Origin of the sequence: Calothrix sp. PCC 6303 (assembly GCF_000317435.1) — a bacterium.
In the GTDB taxonomy this organism is placed as follows: Bacteria; Cyanobacteriota; Cyanobacteriia; order Cyanobacteriales; family Nostocaceae; genus PCC-6303.
This window is the reverse complement of record NC_019751.1, coordinates 2,914,398-2,933,823: the sequence shown is the minus strand read 5'-3', so window position 1 is coordinate 2,933,823 and position 19,426 is coordinate 2,914,398. Positions and strand designations below refer to the sequence as shown.

The 19,426-nt window shown below is 38.9% G+C and carries 19 protein-coding genes and 1 pseudogene; 7 read left to right on the top strand and 13 right to left on the bottom strand.

Translation table 11 applies throughout. The features are described 5' to 3' along the window. Nucleotides 1-17 precede the first annotated feature (17 nt). Entirely contained in the window at nt 18-509 is a 492-nt protein-coding gene (locus tag CAL6303_RS12040; protein WP_015198106.1) for an AAA family ATPase, read from the top strand. Nucleotides 510-595: 86 nt separating this feature from the next. After that, entirely contained in the window at nt 596-832 is a 237-nt protein-coding gene (locus CAL6303_RS12035; RefSeq protein WP_041739473.1) for a hypothetical protein, read from the top strand. A gap of 691 nt (nt 833-1,523) precedes the next feature. Here the strand turns inward: CAL6303_RS12035 and CAL6303_RS12030 are convergent. After that, nucleotides 1,524-3,112, bottom strand: a pseudogene (locus tag CAL6303_RS12030) (IS1634 family transposase). Between the two features lie 384 nt (nt 3,113-3,496). Here CAL6303_RS12030 and CAL6303_RS12025 point away from each other — a divergent pair. Both CAL6303_RS12025 and CAL6303_RS12020 read left to right on the top strand, forming a co-directional pair. Continuing rightward, complete coding sequence (locus tag CAL6303_RS12025; protein ID WP_015198105.1) at nt 3,497-3,916, top strand: hypothetical protein; 420 nt, start codon at nt 3,497-3,499, stop codon at nt 3,914-3,916. Nucleotides 3,917-3,940: 24 nt separating this feature from the next. Continuing rightward, nucleotides 3,941-5,047, top strand: a complete 1,107-nt coding sequence (locus tag CAL6303_RS12020) for a caspase family protein (protein ID WP_015198104.1) — start codon at nt 3,941-3,943, stop codon at nt 5,045-5,047. 476 nt (nt 5,048-5,523) lie between these two features. Here CAL6303_RS12020 and CAL6303_RS12015 read toward each other — a convergent pair whose 3' ends face one another. The 5 genes from CAL6303_RS12015 to CAL6303_RS29165 all read right to left on the bottom strand — a co-directional run bounded on the left by CAL6303_RS12015 (nt 5,524) and on the right by CAL6303_RS29165 (nt 8,699). Beyond that, on the bottom strand, nt 5,524-6,768 hold the full coding sequence (locus tag CAL6303_RS12015; protein WP_015198103.1) for a hypothetical protein: 1,245 nt from the start codon (nt 6,766-6,768) through the stop codon (nt 5,524-5,526). Between the two features lie 79 nt (nt 6,769-6,847). Beyond that, entirely contained in the window at nt 6,848-7,486 is a 639-nt protein-coding gene (locus CAL6303_RS12010) for a hypothetical protein (RefSeq protein ID WP_015198102.1), read from the bottom strand. Next, nucleotides 7,461-8,135: a nucleotidyl transferase AbiEii/AbiGii toxin family protein gene (locus tag CAL6303_RS12005; RefSeq protein WP_015198101.1), complete on the bottom strand. Its 675-nt coding sequence runs from the start codon at nt 8,133-8,135 to the stop codon at nt 7,461-7,463. The genes CAL6303_RS12010 and CAL6303_RS12005 overlap by 26 nt, the downstream gene beginning before the upstream one ends. Next, on the bottom strand, nt 8,132-8,383 hold the full coding sequence (locus CAL6303_RS12000) for a type IV toxin-antitoxin system AbiEi family antitoxin domain-containing protein (RefSeq protein WP_238993801.1): 252 nt from the start codon (nt 8,381-8,383) through the stop codon (nt 8,132-8,134). The genes CAL6303_RS12005 and CAL6303_RS12000 overlap by 4 nt, the downstream gene beginning before the upstream one ends. 94 nt (nt 8,384-8,477) lie before the next feature. After that, nucleotides 8,478-8,699, bottom strand: coding sequence for a hypothetical protein (locus CAL6303_RS29165; RefSeq protein WP_238993800.1), 222 nt, complete (start codon nt 8,697-8,699; stop codon nt 8,478-8,480). Between the two features lie 605 nt (nt 8,700-9,304). On the opposite strand from CAL6303_RS29165, the gene CAL6303_RS11990 reads away from it, so the two are divergent. Beyond that, nucleotides 9,305-11,044, top strand: a complete 1,740-nt coding sequence (locus CAL6303_RS11990) for a HEAT repeat domain-containing protein (RefSeq protein ID WP_015198100.1) — start codon at nt 9,305-9,307, stop codon at nt 11,042-11,044. A 22-nt stretch (nt 11,045-11,066) separates the two neighbouring features. Here the strand turns inward: CAL6303_RS11990 and CAL6303_RS11985 are convergent, their stop codons facing one another. After that, nucleotides 11,067-11,306: a hypothetical protein gene (locus tag CAL6303_RS11985; RefSeq protein ID WP_015198099.1), complete on the bottom strand. Its 240-nt coding sequence runs from the start codon at nt 11,304-11,306 to the stop codon at nt 11,067-11,069. A 183-nt stretch (nt 11,307-11,489) separates the two neighbouring features. Here CAL6303_RS11985 and CAL6303_RS11980 point away from each other — a divergent pair, with 183 nt between their 5' ends. Then, nucleotides 11,490-12,098: a hypothetical protein gene (locus tag CAL6303_RS11980; RefSeq protein WP_015198098.1), complete on the top strand. Its 609-nt coding sequence runs from the start codon at nt 11,490-11,492 to the stop codon at nt 12,096-12,098. Nucleotides 12,099-12,272: 174 nt separating this feature from the next. Here the strand turns inward: CAL6303_RS11980 and CAL6303_RS11975 are convergent, their stop codons facing one another. Next, nucleotides 12,273-13,169: a DUF4351 domain-containing protein gene (locus tag CAL6303_RS11975; RefSeq protein ID WP_015198096.1), complete on the bottom strand. Its 897-nt coding sequence runs from the start codon at nt 13,167-13,169 to the stop codon at nt 12,273-12,275. A 667-nt stretch (nt 13,170-13,836) separates the two neighbouring features. Between CAL6303_RS11975 and CAL6303_RS29160 the strand changes: the two genes are divergently transcribed. Then, nucleotides 13,837-14,891, top strand: a protein-coding gene (locus tag CAL6303_RS29160; RefSeq protein WP_238993794.1) for an IS630 family transposase whose coding sequence is annotated in 2 segments (ribosomal slippage) — nt 13,837-14,229 and nt 14,232-14,891 — 1,053 coding nt in all. Because the reading frame shifts where the segments join, the coding sequence is not laid out codon by codon here. Nucleotides 14,892-15,294: 403 nt separating this feature from the next. On the opposite strand, the gene CAL6303_RS11955 is transcribed toward CAL6303_RS29160, so the two are convergent. From CAL6303_RS11955 to CAL6303_RS11935, 5 genes are all read right to left on the bottom strand, one after another. Further along, nucleotides 15,295-16,326 carry a M48 family metalloprotease gene (locus CAL6303_RS11955; RefSeq protein ID WP_015198095.1) on the bottom strand — a complete coding sequence of 344 codons (1,032 nt, stop codon included), beginning with the start codon at nt 16,324-16,326 and terminating at the stop codon, nt 15,295-15,297. 225 nt (nt 16,327-16,551) lie between these two features. Continuing rightward, nucleotides 16,552-18,015, bottom strand: a complete 1,464-nt coding sequence (locus CAL6303_RS11950) for a HesA/MoeB/ThiF family protein (RefSeq protein ID WP_015198094.1) — start codon at nt 18,013-18,015, stop codon at nt 16,552-16,554. Nucleotides 18,016-18,165: 150 nt separating this feature from the next. Continuing rightward, on the bottom strand, nt 18,166-18,651 hold the full coding sequence (locus CAL6303_RS11945; protein WP_015198093.1) for a hypothetical protein: 486 nt from the start codon (nt 18,649-18,651) through the stop codon (nt 18,166-18,168). Between the two features lie 108 nt (nt 18,652-18,759). Continuing rightward, a complete protein-coding gene (locus CAL6303_RS11940) occupies nt 18,760-18,957 on the bottom strand; it encodes a hypothetical protein (RefSeq protein ID WP_015198092.1) in 198 nt (65 codons plus the stop codon). A gap of 72 nt (nt 18,958-19,029) precedes the next feature. Next, complete coding sequence (locus tag CAL6303_RS11935; RefSeq protein WP_015198091.1) at nt 19,030-19,413, bottom strand: hypothetical protein; 384 nt, start codon at nt 19,411-19,413, stop codon at nt 19,030-19,032. Between the last annotated feature and the right edge of the window lie 13 nt (nt 19,414-19,426).

The following is a 19,426-nucleotide window of genomic DNA, read 5'->3' as shown; positions in this document are numbered from 1 at the left end:
ATCCAAGGAGAAAACAAATGTACTCAAAAGGGACTTTGATATTTTTCTGTGGGAAAATGGGCGCTGGTAAATCTACATTATCCCGTCAAATCTCTCAAGAATTAAATGCAATCCTCCTATCTGAGGATGATTGGTTATCAACTCTTTACCCAGAAGAAATCAAGAATTTTGATGATTATTTGAAATATGCAAATCGCCTCAAACCACTATTAATATCCCATATCAGAAACATACTTAATTCTGGAGTTTCTGTAGTTATGGATTTTCCAGCAAATACAAAGAATCAAAGAGCATGGTTCAAGAATATATTTTTAACCGAGAACATTCCCCATCGCCTAATCTATCTTGAGATAGATGACAAAACCTGCATAGAGCAAATTGCCAAACGGCGAGAAACCAATCCAGAGCGATCGGTTTTTGATACCGAAGAAGTTTTCCGTCATGTAACCACTTTCTTTCAGCCACCATCTGCTGATGAGGGATTTTCTATTGAGGTTGTAAAACGCTGAATTTGAAGTACAACAGCTTGAGGTATTGCGGAGAGCGATCGCGTAGCGACATCCTCCTGGGTTTGGCTTTAATCCTGCAATAGTTTGTGGCAGGTGATGGGCAACGTTACGAATTTCAAACTACATGCGATCGCAGTTATCTCTTGAGTGAAATTCCTGCGGCAATTCAGTACCTGGAACAAGATCAGGTAATGCGGATTGATAGTAATGTTCGGCGATATATGGTGCGGAAATTTCCTGATGAAATTCTTTTAATATCCTTATTTGGATGTTACATGAAAAATTTCTGGATATCCGCAATAAACAGACTGAAAAGCTTGTAATTACGTGCAAAATCACGTCGATATGCCGAATAATTCCGCCTATTACCCGAAAAAGGAGAATAGCCAGAAAATTTCTTGATATCCAGCTATATTTAGGTAGTTATCTGGAAAGTTTCTGTATAATAGTGGATATTGACGATATCCGGAAAAGTTCTTGATATTATGACTAAGTTATCTGTAATGCCTGATCTTACTGGATTTACTTGGCTGGTAGGCGGAAAATTTCGGGTTAATAAATAGTTAGACCGCTTATACCATTCTAATATGAAGATGCACATTATTTGTTGCCTCAAAGCCTTGCTATACAAGCATTAATTATATGCAGCTTCATAGAAAATTGGTATTAGATGGTTGGTGAAGGCACTACCGAGAAGTTTTCTACTAATTTTCAAAATTGCTCTCTATAGATAACCAGAAACCAGCATTTTCGAATTGATTTTCTCGTCCGAATAATTTAACCCACATTCCGCACTTCAATTTGAAGTACAAAAAGATTACAAGTAAGGAAAAAGTAAAAAGTCAGGATGATGAAGAAATAGAATGCTGAATGAATATACTTTTAAAAATAAATAATCAAAGACAAAAAGATTGACCCATAAAATAGATTACGTAAGCACTAAAAATTTGAGGAGCAATTACTGCTCCTTGAAATTTCAATAAATTTTTATTTCCTGTCCAAATCTTGTTTAAGTTAAGAAAGTAAATAATATTTTTGACAAGATGAGGGCAGACAACTCAAAATAAAATGACGTTCTGATGTTAAATTAACAATTTGATTAAGACCATCTAACATTAAAAAATGAATTCCTTGAAAACATTGAAATACCCATCTTAATGTCGGAGATAAAGTTAGTTTTCCTAATTGATTCTTGATTCCGATTTTGATTCTTTTTAAGCTATTTCTCAGTTCCCTTTGACCAAGGTTATAGACTAGCAAACATAAAGACATTAAAAATAGCATAGTTTCGATTCTTTCAGGGTTTTCAAGAAAAAAACTATCTGCAAAAAACAAGGGGTCTTTTAGAAATCTAAATCCTCGTTCACAAGACTGTTGATTTTTATAAGTCGTAATAATTTCTTCTGGTTTTAATTTATCGTCGTCATTAACTAGGTTAGTTGCTAAAATAAACCTTCCAGCTTCCTTTCTTTGTATTTCTATTTCTTCGGGTTTTTCATAACTTACTCCTTCCATTTTATAAATAGTTTTATTATTTTTTGATTTACTTTCAATAAAATTAGCTTCTTTAATTTCATGGAATTTTAGCTTTTTATTGATACCTTTTAGTTTATATCGTGCTTGCTCTGGAGTTTCAAAATCTTCTCTTTTTAACTCTTTAAGCAACTTTTCAACTTTATCTTTTCTTTTATTAGCTTTTTATCTAGCTTTTCTAAATCGCTATCTTTTCTTTTTTGACTTTCTACTATTAGCCAAATTTGTTTAATACCACCATAATTAACTATTTCTTCTTTCCACTTGTATCCGTCTAAATCTTGATATGTCTTTTTCTTCTTTTCTTCCGTTTCTATCTCCTTTTCTTCTGTTTCTATCTCCTCTATCTCTTCCATTTCCTCTGTATTTACAGACTGAACTAGTTCTTGCGCTTTCTTAATCGTCATCGGCACTCGACTTATCCATTTTAAATTCTCAATTAATTTGAGATTCTCTTGGCTATATAATGCGCTGTCACAGACCATAATACTGTCAAAAACTATTTGTTTTTTAAATTCTATTAAGATTTTTCCAAATACTGCTTTATCTGCTTCGTTCCCATCTCCTGCTCTCATTAATAATGGTATATCTCCATCACTACTCGTGATTAAATCTAAAACACATTGCTTTAAATCTGGTCTATGGTCACGAGAATATCCTTTGGTTATGAATATTGGTCTTTCTTTAGTGATTTCTTCTTCTTTTTCTTGATTCATTTCTCTTTTATACTTCCCGTGTAAATGAAATGAAGTTGCATCTAAATGTGAGTATTTTGTATCTATTTTAAATTTCTTAATTACTGATAGGACAATTTCTATAAATAAATTATTCAATCCATATTTATATAAATCATCCATGACTCTTCCAATTTTATCGTCGTTGAGATAATTACTTTCTACACCTTCTCCCAATAATAATTCAATTGCTTTATCATCAAAAAACTGCTTGAATAAATATAAAGGTCTTGATACAAATCCTAATCCATTGATTAAAACAGCTTTTACCAATACTCCTGCTGTAATCTTCTCACGGGAGTCTACTCCTAATTTGGAATTAATTGTTTCAACTATTCCTATTTCATCAATTAGCCCAGCTACTATTCCGAGATGATCTATATTTTTAATTTCTGCAATTGAAGTTGGTGACATTTTTACCTCTCAAATATTTTTGAGTTTTTTTAATTGTCTCACTTTTGCTATCTAAGTAATTTGGCACGATAAAACAATATATATTAACTTTTCTCAAAAGCTTGAAACCAGTATTAATCGCCTACGCAATTTTCTGTATACTTAATAACCTTTGGCTGATTCTTAATACTGTCTTACTTGAATTTTACGAGTATTTTTATTTACTCGTGCCAGAGAGTTCTAATGTAGCATAAAATGCTACATTCTGAAGTGCGGAATGTGGGATTTAAGATGAGTTGAGCGTTAGCCTTTATACAAACAGTTGCCATGTCTGAGCCATGTTCCGTTTTAATTGATTTCAGCGAAGCAGGTCTTGATCTGGATCGATCTGACCTGGAGAGCTATTTATTAACCATTGCTGATGAAATGGAGTCTGGCGATTTGGTGCAATCGGCTCGACTTGCTCGTGATGAGGATATTCCAGAGGCGGCTAAGTCGGGTGTGGCGGCTTTTCTCATTGGGATTCTGACAACTGAAATTAATCGTAAAAACTTGGGCAAGTTGATGGATTATCTAGGGAACCTTCGCTATGGCAAAACCCTAACGCTGTCTGGTGAAATTGACGGCATGACCTACAATATCGAGTATCGCAACAAACAAGAGTTGGATCAGGCTGCGGACACAATCGAGCGGTTGACAAATCTGCGGGTTAAGATCCGGGAACAGCAGACCAAGCCTGAAAACTAGCCATAGCAATCTAAATCCAACTCAATGGGAAAGTATGCACTCTTAATCGGCATTGATACCTATGGTGAAGGGTTACAACCCTTACCAGCGGCTTCTAAGGATGTGGCAGCGTTGCGAGAGGTGCTGCTGAACCCTCAGATGGGCGGGTTCGATGAGGCAAAACCGATGATTAATCCCACGCAGTCAGAGATGGCGCGGGAAATTGAGTTGTGGTTTCAGGATCGGCAACCAGAGGATTTGGTTTTGCTGTTCTTTTCGGGTCATGGGGTAAAGGACGATCGCCGCGATTTATATTTTGCTGCTGCCAATACCGAAAAACAGCGCGATCGCCTGTTGGTTTCCACCGCCATCCCTGCCCGATTCATCCATGACTGTATTCGTAGCTGCAAAGCCAAATATCAGGTACTCATCCTCGACTGCTGCTTTAGCGGAGCCTTCGGTGATTCGATCCCACGAGATGATGGCGAAATCCCCTTGAAAGAACAACTGGGTGCCGAAGGGCGAGTGGTGCTGACCTCCACTAGTGCGGTGGACTACTCTTTTGAAGAGAAGGGCGCGGATTTATCCATCTATACCCGCTACCTAGTGGAAGGGATTGCCACTGGCGCAGCCGATGAGAACGAAGATGGCGTGATCACGGTAGATGAACTGCATCGCTATGCTGGACGCAAGGTGAAGGAAACCTCACCAGTCATGAGTCCCACCCTGATTACGCTTAAGGATGAGGGTTTTCGGATTCGAGTGGCGCGATCGCCCCAGGATGCCCCTAGTCTGAAATACCGCAAAGAAGTGGAGCAAATCGCGGCTGAGGACGAAGGAGAAGCCGATTCCATACTCAGCCGCCACAAAAACGTTAGGCTGAGAATACGGATGAATGGAGGGATGGCCTGGAATGTATTTAGGATACCTAGATACGTCTATCTCGATCATCATATATTGATCCTAAAGACTAAGGAGATTAGTTTTACCGTAAATGCAGAGACTAATATCGGAACACATACACTCTGCATTGGCGAATCTTCTTATATGCATTCACGAAGGTTACACTTTCCTGAAGCGGGTTATTACGAGGTGTATTGCCGATCTGATTTTATTAAGGGACTCATAATTAGTGACCCGGAGAAATTGTGATGGTTTTGGAGTAGAGTGCATCAATTCATTGTAAGCGATACGACCGAGGGGATATTGGCAAAAACCATAATGCTGTCGAATGTCAGTTGGAAGTGGTCGGTGAGGCGTGTCTAACAATTCGGTTGCAGCGGACGGTTTAGAAGATCTTGGTTTGGAAGCAAAGGTTACTCGCCGCCGCTGAACCGAGTCGTTACCAATTTTCAAACTAAATAATTAGTACACATATATTAATTATCGTTTGGTTGATATGCGTAAATAGACTGTAAAAGGTTTTGGAAGATACCTAATCTCCTACCGATATACTGATGAGATTATCGAGGTAGTGCGGGTAATTCATGCAGCACAAGATATTCCATCTATTTTTAGAATAACAGCGAATAGCGATGCCTACGGCGGGCGGAGCCATCGCCGCCTCACCCCAGCGATGCAAAAGGGCGATCGCCAATGCATAGTCTTTGCGTAAGTCATGACAATAATCATCGTCCACCAGGATTTGCAGATGGAGGAAAAAACCAAGGACTACTTCCCGCAAATCGCACATCCCGATCGAAACGACTGTGGAAAGTAAACAACGTTGAATTACTTTCCATCAAACTAATTCTCCAACCCAGAACCGGAGTTTTTTCACAAGCAGGTTTATTGATAGTCACACCCAAGCAAGTATCATCCCAAGTCAGCAATTCAGCCCAATGTAACCGAAAGTTACTCGCAGGTTTACCAGTTTGTACGGATGCAGCTTTGATGGCTTCCTCGACAAGATAGGAGGGAACACTTTTGGGTGCATCGAATTCAAATCCGTTTTTAGTTGCATAATATACCCATTTTTGTTGAGGTGAGGAAACCAGGACTTTCCAGCCAAACGTATAATTTTCGACGGGAACAGCCCCCGTAATTGGTCTTGAAGGTCCATCTCCACTCCGGGTAGACCATTGGAGGTTTTGAATTTTATCGACTCTCCAAGCAGAAGGCTGAGTTTGGGAACGTTTTGCAGCATCAGATAAAATATTTGCGTTCACTTTCTGGGATAAATTACCCATACTACTAACTAAATCCAATTCTACTATTTTTCCATCCAAATCACTCCGATATACCCATTGTGATGGTTTCTCTTCATTTAAGCGTAGTTTACCACCGTAGGTATCGCTTTTAAGCTTGATCAACCATCCGGGGGTTTTTGTGGAATCACAGCGTTGGTCTGTTTTGGCAAGTTCTAAACAATTATTTTTCCATATCCGTGGTTCCACTGACACAACTTTTATCTTTCCTAGTGGTAGTTTGCTGAATCGGGTGACATTGCTAATTACTGTTTGTTTCACATCTTTAGGTAAGCTTTGCAACCAATTGATGCGGAAATTATTACTGATATTTTGAGGGGAAACAGCATGATATAGCCAACTTTGCTTACCAGTACCAACCCTAATAGCCCAACCTTTGTAACCAATTTCTTTACATTTCTCGTTTTTGGCTGGCAGATTCAAGCAAGCATCAAATATTTTTGACTCTATCCGTGTAAACCGCACATCTGTAAGTTTAAAATTTAACTGCTTTGCCATATCTTGACGCACCTGTAAGACAACAGATTTGGGTATTCCTGAAGCTTTTAACGAGGGTTGTGCTTGGGATAATTTGCTGGGAGTCTCTGCAAAAGTATATTGATATGTCTGGGGAATAGCCAGCGTCAAACTGCCCACTATTGCCAAAATAGTAGTTTTCAGTGTCATATTTAAGATATAGATAAATATGATTGAGATGACGCAGATTAGGTAAATTTAGTTGCGATGAAAGTTAATTGTCAAACTGTCACATCAACCCCAAACTCCCCATCGCTTTCCACAAATTGCGTCGTCGTTGATGGTTAACTTTCCATTCCGATAATAATCTTTGATAACTCTGCGGTGATAATTCCTTCAATGCAGACATCCACGCCGCATTTGTACTGTAATCTGAATTTTGAGACATTTCTGGTTTGGGGACAAAATTATGTAAATTCGCTCTCCAATAATCCATCACCCTTTCCCACAAATCCAAGGGTGCATATTCTTGAAGATATTTTCTCCTGGAAGTATCATCAGGTGTAGATTGTTGGCTAGGTGCAACTACCACCTCATAAAATTTAGGGTAAGGGCATTTTCCTTGATACAGAATATCGCTTAAATCCTTTGTTAGCAAGCATAAAACACCATACTCCCCACCCAAGTTTCCCCGATCTCCAGGTAAATTTGCCAACCACTCGGTAATTTGCTGTCCAAACCAAGCTTTTCCAGTTTTTTCAGATGTAATACTATCGAGTAACCAATGCAACCACCAAATACTTACGGTTTGTTCCCTTGTATAAAAATTCAAATAACTATGTGGTGTACAAAGCTTAATTATCGAGTCACGCCAAAAGTTCAACAATGCTTGTCGAGTATTTTCAGTAACTTGTGTCTCTGTAAACAAGTAAATTTCCTTGAAACTCAAAACTTTGACAAAGAAACCAAATATCGTAAAAGTCTTTTAGCCGGCTATTACTAATGCCAAGAGCAACCATTGCTTGAAACTTTTCAGCAACTACTGTTTCACGAGGGTAAATTTGCAGACGTGGAGCCGGTAAATCCAAAATGCTTGGCAGTAAAGCTTCTTCAGGTAATGGAGTAACTGCATCCCCAAATCCAATATCAACTTGAATAGAAATTTTGGTAGAATCTAGCTTTGCTTGCAAGTTGATTCTGACTCCTTCATATTCTTGCTCTTCTTTTATTTTTTCTCCTCTGACAGTTTCTTCGTGAAAACTAATACCATCTTGATCATATTGTTGACGACAAATTTCTTTAAATATTTCCATCAAACTGGAAACATCATTAGCCCCAAAACTCAGCAAATCTAAATCCTTTGTTGCTCTATGAGGTTCCCCATTCCATACCCTGAAAAGAGTTGCTCCCTTCAGGATGAATTGTTTTTGGTATGGAGATTGGCTAAGTCTGTACAAAAGTCGATCCGAACCATAGTGCATCAGGAGGTAATTAAAATCTTCTCCCCGCTGTTTTGATAAATGAAGTAATTGACTTCGGATTGAGGCTGGTACGTTACGAATTTGCTTTCGACTCATTCAAGTGATTCTAGATATGGACGGATTACATTTTGAACTCGGCAAATCTTGGCATAATGCCAGATTTCATCCATTGTGCAGCGTTGTTCTCGCCAACAGTCTCGTAGTGCTTCTATGGCAACATCAAGACCAATTTTGTTGCGAAACTTGAAGCAATCTGCAATTGTTTTAGCGAGACAATAAACCCGCACAGTTACACCTTCTATTTGATGTTCCTCAATTCCTGCTTCTAATGCTTGGCCAGACATATAAACTATCCGCATAGGTAGAAGTTTATCTTTGGGAGGACGTGCTTTTTGATTGATAGCTAGCCACACCTCAAAAGGTGCTTGAGTTGTCAGATCATAGAAAATGTACAAGTTTATGAGAAAGCACGTAAGCAACAGGAATCGATTGGGGACCATCAATTAAAATCCGCTTTCCTCCCGGAATTTCCCCTGAATCAATCATTTGGTTTAATAATTCTAAGGTATCTCGGACTATGCGATCGCCCTGGGCTGGAAAGTTACGATTAAAACCCACATGCAATACTTCGCCTTTTAGCTCGATTTGGTAGCTTTGCATACTCTGGTTTCGCAACACTTCGGTAAACGACTGATCTAATCTTACATGGGGGTGGAATAGGCGTATTCCAGTTTGATTCAGGTTTCCAACTAATCCGACTTAACGCAGTCGGCGCGAGTTAGAGAGAGAATATACTGTTTATCTTAAAATCTGGTTTCCAACTAATCCGACTTAACGCAGTCGGCGCGAGTCGATCGCTTGAAACCCTTGCAGAGCAAGCACCCCACAACAGGTTTTGGCAGATCGAAAAAACAGGTCGATTTCAGCCTTGCTTATTGACATGAATACTACTTATCTCCCATATTAAAACGCCTGAATCTTTACTGGAAAAGGATTGCAGCCATTTTGCCGTAACCCCCCTACTTTTTGCCCCCACTACGACTTGCCAAACATCAAGCTAATAGACAGGTGATAAGAATACAATAAAGTGATTATCCTTTTATGTCGAGATAGAAAAGCTTGAATTTATTGTTTTTTAACAAATATTGATAGCAGGGAACTCTGAACAGACTGGAAAGTCTTGAGCTATAAAGATAAGGGTGATTGGGTCAATATCCTAATCTATACTTGAATTCCCATATTTAAAATCCAAATTTGCTATTCTAATGAATCCTCGAATTTACTTTGCACTCAGTCTATTGGCGGTTTTGACTAGTTCAATCACTAAAGTCTCCGCCGCAATTTCCCACACAAAAGTGGCTCCTATCCCTTCCGTAATCTCACAGTCATTACCCCCTACAAAAAAGCCCATTATTGTCAGTGAATTAGTAGAAAAACTCCGCATCGCAGATATGGAGGAACGGAGCAAAATTATTCAACAACTCAGCGACAGTCAGGAAAATAGTCCAGAAAATATCATCCCGGAACTAATTAAAGCATTGTCTGACCCTGACCCCCTGGTCAAAAGTGCTGTGGCAGAAGTTTTGGGTAATTTTACTGATAGGGCAGTTGCCGCCATCCCTGCATTAATTGAGATGATGGGTAGTAGTCAAAGGGCAATAATACCATCACCTTATTTGGTTTTCCCGAGGATATCTCAAGCGATCGCGCCTATCATACCCCCGCCTATTTCTGCATCAAACACCCCACGGATACCACCCACCCCTCCCAAAAACCCGGAAAATCTGCTGCGGATAACTGCGATCGCAGCATTGGGTAAAATTGGTTTACCAGCTCGAACAGCTGCCACTCAACCCCTTACCCAAGCTTTGCAAGACCCTGACCCCTGGGTTAAACTCAATGCTACCTGGGCTTTAGCGGAAATTGGCGCTTCTACTCCTATCCTTAATTACTGGTTAGAAGCAATACAACACCCTAATCCAGAGTTACGTCGCAATGCAGCAATCATAATTCAGGATTCGCGGTCATTACTGCGTAAAAGCTTTGGAGCCGAAGCCAATACAAACATAGCAATTGTATTAGTTTCCGCTCTCAAGGATGATGATTACGCAGTTCGTGATGCTGCTAAGAGTGCTTTGGAAATGTTAGGGACAAAAGCATTACCAGGGTTAATTCAAGGATTAAGCGCCCCAGAACCCCTTGTCCGTCTGGAAGCTGTGAAATTGCTGGGTAATACGGAAGGAACAGCCCAGCCTGCAGTATCCACCCTAGTGAAATTACTGAAAGATACGGGGCGATATGTACCACCAAAGAGCGATATAAGCAACGTATTTTTACTTCCGGATGTGCAATTACCATCATTTTCTCGAAAGTATCCCCTACCCCCTGATAATCCGGAAAAAATGGTACGGATCAATGCCGCGATCGCACTAGGGCAAATTGGCGATAGTCAAGCAATTCCAGCCCTAACAACAGTCCTCAAAGACAATAATCCGTGGATGCAATTAGCGAGTAATTGGGCATTAATTCGGTTAGGACAAAATCAAGGTTTACCCGTGATTGGGAAATTGGTGCAACATCCCCAGGCTAAAGTCCAGCGCGACGCATTGTATCAGTTGAAATATTACGGTTCCCAGTCTGCCCCCTATCTTTTACCCTATTACAAGGCACAACTAGACTCCAACGATGATGAAAAACGCAATAACGCTATTATCGGCATTGGGGATATGGGAGCAACCGCTTTGAATCTCGTCCCAAAACTGCGGACAATCCTTATGGGTAACAGGAAAAATTCCTCCGGGTATGCAGCCACAATCCTTGGACAAGTTGCCCAAGATACCGCAACAGCTTGGCATAAGGGCAATCTTTCCCCCCAACAACGCCAACAAGCTATTACAGAATTTGCCAAAGTCCTGCAAATCATGGAAGCTCCCAAAGCTAAGTTTAACCGCCAACCACGCGATCGCGTTCGCAATGCTTTAACTACACTGAGAAATAGCAAGTAATATTTATCGCTTCTATTGCGATTTATTTATTAACACAATTACCATCAAAAAAAATTACCCTCCCATCATCTAATGTAGAGGGTTTTCTGTATTTATGATTTTTACACAGACTAGCAATTGCGATCGCATCTGCACCAGAAAGGGTAGAACTCTCACCTTGCCAGTTTATCCCAGCCCAATCACGTCCCCGTTTTTTCTCATTTAATTTTTCCCTAACATCACTTATACTCTCACCCTTTAGCTTTATCTGGTAGCTATGCATACTCCGTATTAACTGTATTTTCTTGCGACAGCTTTACTATGACATATAGGTGGAATAGGCATATTCCACTATTTTTTTGAGGTGACTTGAAGATTAGCGTAGAAGTTAATCAAAACTGGAAATGTCGTTTTCCACCAACTCACTATATTAAATACATCGAAATCAATATTAGTGAGTTTCAAAATGAACAAAGAATCCATGCCAAAAAGCCAAATTTTTTCAGGACTAGTTGCAGCTGAAGCTGGGATATATGAACAGTTAGTTTCTTTAGTAGGTGAAGATGCCAAGAAAGCCGTAGAAACCATTAGACAACATTCATATATTTCTGCTACCTGTGATGTTCTTGTTGTCGCTCCAGGAGCCGATCTATTAGCGTTTGTTGCCAATACTTGGACAATGTATGCTCGAATAAATAGCGCACTTGGCATTTCACTCAGCAAAAATATTTTAAAATCAGTTGCATCCGCAATAGGAACAAATATATTATCAATTATTCCTGGAATGATATTAAGTTCGGTTGGTGGTTCTATTTTAAAAATAGTACCAGGTTTAGGGACTGCTGGAGGAATGGCAATTACAGGTACTACTTTCTATGCTCTTTCAACTGTTATGGGCTGGACTTACCTGAAAGCAATTATGTTTCTTGTTTCTTCAGATGTACCCATTAATGAAAAAAATTTAAAGGTTGCAACAAAGCAAGTTACTAAAGATAAGGATTTTATTAGAGAAATATACGATTCTGCCAAATCTAATTTTCAGCAAGATCAACAAGATTCTGCTAATAATGATTAATTAGGTAAACTGAACATAAATGAATGCAACATTGATTAAATATCAAGCCATTGTAGGTTGGGTGGAGCGAAGCGTAACCCAACATCTTCGTGAGTTTGCTTGTTTCCTAGCATATTGCAGTTTAGGTTTTTTGCGACTAACTGAACTGTATTGAAATATAAGGGAGCTTTGACTCTAATGTAATTGATTCAACCAAGTTTCTAAATCTGTTAAACTAGTAAAATCTAATAGAGCCTCGCCTAATTCCTCCAGTCGTGCTAAAGTCAAAGCCTTAACCTGATCCTGCATCTCAGGGGATAAGCTTCCCACCCGTCGATTCAACAACCGAAGCAAAAGCTCACATTGTCCCTCCTGACGACCAAGTGATTCTGCTGCGCGAATTTTTTCCAAGTATAAAGGTGATAATTGCATCATCAAATCCCTCTCTTCTGGCTCCAAAACTTCCCTTGACTCTAATATAACCTTTAAATTTCCCAACCAATCTAATGCATTTTGGCGGCAAGGATGATTTTCAGGTAACTTGGCAACTTCAACAATAGCCTCAGATTGAACATTTCCCTTACCCAGCAATCTAAACCATAAAGTTTCTGGCGTTTTTTGTAACTGATGAATTACAACAATTCCGAATTTATAACTTGGGTTGACTAAATACACACCTGCTGGCGTGAATTCTGGAGCTAATTTTGCACCATATCCGTCTAAAATTGCCTCAGAGAGTGTTGGAGTTAAAATCCACAAGCACGGTAGTTCAGAATCTTTTGGCTCTGGTTGTTTATTTCTTTTGGACTCTCGAAACAAATCGGCATGTAAATCGTATAGTTTCCCCATACAAAAGCGGATTTGCTGAGTTTTAACTGGGTTCCGAAAAGGCTCAAAAATAAGACTATTTTTCGCTAATTTCCCCAACAGTCCCAAAGCCAAATCAGATTCTACTTGAGGATTTGGTTGAAAGTAAATATCAACTTCCCTGACCTCAGAACCGATTTTAAAAGAAGTTTGAACCTTCCCGAAAGGTGATAACAAAGACTCCAAGAAACCCTTGGCAAATTCATCATGAGGAAATCGAGTCATATACTAACTAGTGCAGCTTGAGTTATTTTACCGGTGTTGTTAGTAAAATAAAAGCCCTCTAATTTCAGAGGGCTTTTTTGTTTATCCCTACAAGTTGACAACAACGAGCCTTAAGGAAACACTCCGACTCACCTGTTTCCAACTAATCCGAATTAACCCAATCGGTGGGGCTTGAAACTGTCCTTGAGTAGTAGCGGTGCCAGTAGGTTTCCAACTAATCCGAATTAACCCAATCGGTGGGGAGTTCGTTCAGGAGCCTTTGCCCAGTAAGGGTTTCAGCGACCAAATCGACGCATCTCTGAAAAACATTATATATGTTCTCCAAAATTATACAAAACACAAGCCTCAAATCCTTGTCCAGCAAGCAATCGACGCATCTCAACGAGATAATAGGCATTTCAGCGATTTGACGAGATGCGTCGATTATCATGTTACAAAACCTCCTTCAAAATCCTAAAACTTAGATATAACAACACTTTTGCGGCATTACTGCCCCTAAAATCTTTGCGATGAGCTTGGCAACCAGCTTCGCTGGTATCGCTCTCTAGAAAATTGGATCACAAAGCAGCCCTTTTTATCACCAGAGATAAGTAGGTAGGCAAGAAAAAACCAAACTATGTAAAGATAAGTAAATACGGAGAATGCATCTACCGAGGTGACTTAATATATGGGCGCTCGTTTAAGGATATTCTTGACTCGTGAGCAAGACAAAACCCTGTTACAGCTAAGAACTGCGGAAGTACCACAGAAAGTAAAAGATCGAGCAGAAATAATTAGGCTAAATGCACATGGCTGGTATGTAGAAAAAATAGCTGCTCACTTTAATTTGACTCAACAAACGGTAAGAGAGGTTTTACACAGCTGGAAAAACAAAGGTCTAGAAGGACTTTGGGAACTACCTGGTCGAGGGGGAAAGTCAAAATGGCAAGAAGAAGACATCATATTTTTGGAAGAATGCCTGAAAAACGAACCGCGTACATACAATAGCCTTCAACTCGCACAAAAATTAGAACGCGATCGCTCAATTAAACTGAGTCCCGACAGATTAAGGCGGGTGCTCAAAAAAAGGGGGTCAATTGGAAGCGAGCAAGGAAGAGTCACAAAGGCAAGCAAAACCCGATAGCACGAGCAAACAAACAAGCAGACCTAGATATGTTGGAATTATCTGCTGCGTCTGGAGAAATAGACCTAAAGTATCTAGATGAATCAGGATTTTGTGTATGGAGCGAACCAGGTTACACTTATTACTTCAAAGGTGAGCAAAAACGTTTAGAGCAAACCCAGCGTCGTGGACGGAGATTAAGTATTATCGGCTTTCTTCAACCTTTAATCAGCTTTGTTTACGGTCTGGTGATTGGTGCTGTTAGTCGTAAATCTTACATCGAGATGATGGAAATAGAAGCAACTGAAGCTCAAAGAACGGGGCGCATTAGGGTAATTGTGCAGGATAACGGATCGATACACCGATGTAAAGAAGTGCAAAAGCTATGGTCCAAGTGGGAAAACATGGGTTTGTACATCTTTTTTCTGCCCGCATACTGCTCCGAGATGAACCCAATTGAATTAGAGTGGCAGCACCTAAAAAAAGACGAACTACGTGGGCAAACATTTGATGACGAGTTAGACCTCGCTTACGCCGTGATTGATGGCGTTAAAGCTAGAGGGGAAAAAAGTAACTACAGTACAAGACGTATTAAATTTGACTCTAGTCGCTCTGGTTAAATTTTCGTTACATAGTTATAAATTTTCTCGCCCACCTACTTATCATATATAAAAACCACTAGCACTTTAAAGAGTAAGAATTAATACTTAATACAAGTATAAGTTTTTTTTACTTTAGGACTTACGTAAAAATCACAGAATTACGTCATTACCTAGCCTGCTTCCCCAGAAAGGTGCGTAGCGATGTCATCTCACAAAATACTGTGTATGCGGAACCTATACTTCTCGAAACTTTGTTGCGATTTCTCGAAACTTTGTTGTGATCGCAATGACAATTCTTGGTTGCGTAATTTCTGTACTCAAAGAATACAAAAAATAAATTACACCAATAAAAATTGGTGCAAGATGGGAGAGAGGATAAAATTGGCTTTTCCAACACTAGAAGCTCAAAACATCTACCAAATCATCTCAAATATAATCCACGTCTCAAAGCTTCAATTCTTTTATGAATTGGTGGATGTGTATGTTTCAACCAGTGAAAAGTCCCTGTTTCTTCATTCATCGCTACCCGAATCCATAAAGTAGACATTTGCTCTCTATTCTTCTTCGGTGGTTGAAAAGGTAAACGGTCAAGAGTTGCCAATGCTGATACCATATCATCAACACTTGTTAATCTCGCAGCAACCGCATCAGCATGATATTCTCGCCAACGACTATGCCAAAAAGTTAATAATGTGACGAGAAATTTTGTAATCATCGGCAACATCATTAAAATAATCCAAACCAACACACCTACAAAAAAGCCTGTTGCATGTTGCCAATTACCTAACAATCCATAAATTAAACCAGCAGCTAGCATTAACAAAGCCGCAAATCTGCCAAAATACCATACAATCATCATCATTGGCGTAAAAAGTATCAACATCACACCATCCAAAGCCGCTGAAAGCAAAGTTTTTGCCATCGTATCTAAGTTGGCAATATGCCCTAATTCATGTGCCATCACAGCAGCAACTTCTCGTTGATTTAGTTGATTAATCAAACCAGTAGTTGCAACCACCATCGCATAAGAGCGAGTTGCACCAACCGCATAGGCATTCGGATTATCATCGCATAATTCGATTCCCACCACTGGAGTTGTGGGTAATCCTTCGGCTTTTGCTAACTCTTTGACTGCCGCACATAAGGATTTCTCAGTCTCAAAATATAACCCTTTTTCATGTAATAAATGAGGATTAATTACTCGTATTTGTCTTTGGTTAATATAAGAAGGTACAGCCGCAAAATACCTATAAATTGTTGACACTACCCAGTAAATACTCGGTACCCCAACGCAACCTAAAAAGAATAGACCAATAATAAAATTGAAAGCACCTTGCTGAAATAATTGCAATCCATAATAACTTGCATATATTCCATAACTAAACACACTTAAACAAAACAACATCATGATTGTAATAACAGCGAGATTGCCTTTAGCATTTCTAAATTTCATAACTTTCTCCTGTATATTTGAAGAGTTAATTATGGACACTTCAGATGAATTTAATGCTGTAATGTATCACAGCAGTGGAAATAGGCTTTTCCTCTATTTTGTAGACGTGGAGAGACTACTTACTCCACGAGAGGAGGGTCTGGTTGGATTATTTACGCCGAACTGAGTCCTCTTAAAGAGGGCTTTAGCTATGAGACAGGGACTTGCAATCCCTGGCTATTCCATTTACCAGACAAAAAAATCTGAATTGTCAAAATCTGAATCTTCAACATCAGAACCCAAAAAATCCGAATCTTCAAAATCAGAATCCTCAAAATCTGAATCTTCCACAACTTCCTCTAAACTCCCCATCCCACAAAAGTAACAATCATCATTCTGCAAATACTCGGTATTAGTCTTTCGCCAATTACCATCAGGAAACTCATAAATCCAATCAATCCCAGAATCTACATTCAAAAAACCACTCACCATCCCGTGAATTACACCAACACCTGTACTTGCACAGATACTATTTAACCAAAATACCGCCGGGTCATTCACACCTTCTAAATAACCTGCATTAGCAGCTATTTGATTAATTGCCAACGGTGCAGATTCTAAAGCAGCACGTTGTAAGTTAATAATATTACCGCACATCAAACACCAAGCACCACCCAAGGGGGGAACCGTAACTCTGCAATACATTCGCGGTGTATTATCTGATTTCATGTCTATATGAGTTCCCAAACAAACCAAAGGACGCATATATTGCAACGCTAATTCCTGAGCAGTTTTGCGAGAAAAATGATTATCAGTTGCCACCACAATCAAGTCACAAGTTGCTATTTCTTGCTTCGCTAATTCACTTTCGACTGTAGTTACAATTGTTTTGACGCTGGAACCCTCAGAATATATTTTTTTAATCAGATGCTTGACATAATGGACTTTATGCCATTGTTGTTCTACCATTTCTTGTGTAGCACTAGGCATCCGATTGAGATTTGTTGTCTCCAAGCGATCGGGATCGACTAATACCCAATTCTTCACACCCAAACGTCCTAATAATTCAGCGAAAATTGAACCAATCCCACCACAACCAATAAGTAATACTTTGAGTTGATTAAGCGCTTTTTGATTTCCTTTGCCAAATATTTTTTGTCGAGCAAATATGGAATCATCATGATTTATTACGTCTTCAAATTTAGATACTTCAAACAACGAATTGCAGAAATTAAGATACTCAAATTTCTGTCCTTTTCTATCCCAAATCCGAAATTGACCAGATTGTAAATTCTCGTCGAACACACCGGAAATTAAATAAGGTTTTTTAGGAAAATTCGATGAAATAAACCGCGCATATTCCGACTCATAGCGGTCATCAGTATGAGAAAAATCAGGTATACCTTGACCTGTATGGGTATGAATGTGAACTACATCTAAACCTACCTGAAGATGATTTTCTAGCAAATAGGAATGAAAATGCTGTTTTAATACCAATCCACTTGTAGATTGATGTTCGTAGCAGTCAGAAGCTGGAACAACCCAAGTTTTGGGAATGTACCGAATTTTGGATTTTGAAACTTGATGTCGCTGACAAAATAAAAAACCAATTACTTCTTCATTAAACATCCGAGACTTGAGCATAGATTCTCGAAATTCAGACCACATCTTTGGTGGTATATGTAGAGAAATTGCAGTAGATTTTTTCATGATTTATTGTTGATTCATGGTTTTTAGCTATTAGCGATGGAGCTTCTCTAAATACTGACTAAATGGAAGCATCCCAAATGTGTAAATTCATCATGTCTGCGGTCATATTGACAGCTTTATTCCCAATCCCCTATTTCCTATTTCCCAAAATCAATCATCACTATTAATCGCATGACGAGCAGTTACAAACAAAGTCGCAAGATTATGACCATTCTCAGGATTATTACTAGGTCTCCAAGAATTTAACCAAACATCGTGGTTAAATCCTCCTCCTAATCCCACACAGTACCAGTACCATCCTTCTTCACTTAGAAATGGCGCTCCATAATAACTTTGTCGGGTAAAATGATGATCTCCTTCTCCTAACGTATTCCATGGGTAATTTAGATAACAGCCAATGGGAGGAAGTCGTGGGTAATCTGGTGGTAACAAAAACAACACATCTGTATTTGAAACTGTAAACTTTTTAGAAGACAAAGGCATTCCCTTAATTAAAACAGCAATATATTTGATATCACCAACCGTCTTGCTACCAACAATTACATTCCTGGCAACTTTTTCTAACAGTTTTAGTTCTTCTATTATTCGCTGACTGGGTTTAAATCCTGCTTTTTCTTGACTGATTGTAACTGCCATAATTCTCCTTAAAAATTCCAAGTATTCAATTCCAATTCTCCTACAGACGTTGTATTGAAACGCCTCTAGTCACTTCTTTAAATCCAAAATCTCAAATATTAAATTCTCTTATCCTTTGACGATTTTAGGTACAGTCCACACCTTTGAACCTTCTTTTAGTGCTTCATTATTTTTCAGAGGACGAGTACCACTAAAACCTTCTTCCATCACATCATCCTGACCAATTTCTGGTAACTTTTTTCTCAACTGTTCAACAGTTGTACCTTCTGGTAAATCAACCAGTTTCCCGTTAACAATTGCTCTCATCTTATTTTCTCACTTTGTTCCAATTCTTTAGCTGATGATGATTTAAATATCTATAAATAACTTATTCATAGATTAAGATTGAGTAAATTCCAGAGATTCTGCTTTTCTATGAGGCTTGGTTTTGCTCTGTTCAGGTTGATTATTCATGCCAAAGATAAGCCATAAACTAACTAAAGCAATAACACCGCTAATCTTGAGAAAAAATAACTGTTTAGCTTGTCTGGATGCTACATCTTCTAAAAAGCCAATTTTCTGCTCTAACTTCTGGAGATATGATTTATGACTATTAATTTCCTGGTTTAACTTTTGCAAATGTTGTGTGTAGTTGTGTTTGGTTATAGCAATAACTTGAGACTCTAAATCCTCACAACGTTGATTAATTCTCTCAGTCTTTTGTGTAAGTTCATCAAAATGATTAATTTTTTGATTAATTAATTTGCCATTGACTGTCCCCATGAAGAACTCCTTC

Coding starts and splice junctions, on each gene's coding strand:
- CAL6303_RS12025 (WP_015198105.1), top strand. CDS start 3,497: ATGTCTGAGCCATGTTCCGTTTTAATTGATTTCAGCGAAGCAGGTCTT.
- CAL6303_RS11950 (WP_015198094.1), bottom strand. CDS start 18,015: ATGAAAAAATCTACTGCAATTTCTCTACATATACCACCAAAGATGTGG.
- CAL6303_RS11975 (WP_015198096.1), bottom strand. CDS start 13,169: ATGACTCGATTTCCTCATGATGAATTTGCCAAGGGTTTCTTGGAGTCT.
- CAL6303_RS12000 (WP_238993801.1), bottom strand. CDS start 8,383: ATGTCTGGCCAAGCATTAGAAGCAGGAATTGAGGAACATCAAATAGAA.
- CAL6303_RS11955 (WP_015198095.1), bottom strand. CDS start 16,326: ATGAAATTTAGAAATGCTAAAGGCAATCTCGCTGTTATTACAATCATG.
- CAL6303_RS11940 (WP_015198092.1), bottom strand. CDS start 18,957: ATGAGAGCAATTGTTAACGGGAAACTGGTTGATTTACCAGAAGGTACA.
- CAL6303_RS12015 (WP_015198103.1), bottom strand. CDS start 6,768: ATGACACTGAAAACTACTATTTTGGCAATAGTGGGCAGTTTGACGCTG.
- CAL6303_RS12005 (WP_015198101.1), bottom strand. CDS start 8,135: ATGAGTCGAAAGCAAATTCGTAACGTACCAGCCTCAATCCGAAGTCAA.
- CAL6303_RS11945 (WP_015198093.1), bottom strand. CDS start 18,651: ATGGCAGTTACAATCAGTCAAGAAAAAGCAGGATTTAAACCCAGTCAG.
- CAL6303_RS12040 (WP_015198106.1), top strand. CDS start 18: ATGTACTCAAAAGGGACTTTGATATTTTTCTGTGGGAAAATGGGCGCT.
- CAL6303_RS11990 (WP_015198100.1), top strand. CDS start 9,305: ATGAATCCTCGAATTTACTTTGCACTCAGTCTATTGGCGGTTTTGACT.
- CAL6303_RS11935 (WP_015198091.1), bottom strand. CDS start 19,413: ATGGGGACAGTCAATGGCAAATTAATTAATCAAAAAATTAATCATTTT.
- CAL6303_RS12020 (WP_015198104.1), top strand. CDS start 3,941: ATGGGAAAGTATGCACTCTTAATCGGCATTGATACCTATGGTGAAGGG.
- CAL6303_RS11985 (WP_015198099.1), bottom strand. CDS start 11,306: ATGCATAGCTACCAGATAAAGCTAAAGGGTGAGAGTATAAGTGATGTT.
- CAL6303_RS29165 (WP_238993800.1), bottom strand. CDS start 8,699: ATGCAAAGCTACCAAATCGAGCTAAAAGGCGAAGTATTGCATGTGGGT.
- CAL6303_RS11980 (WP_015198098.1), top strand. CDS start 11,490: ATGAACAAAGAATCCATGCCAAAAAGCCAAATTTTTTCAGGACTAGTT.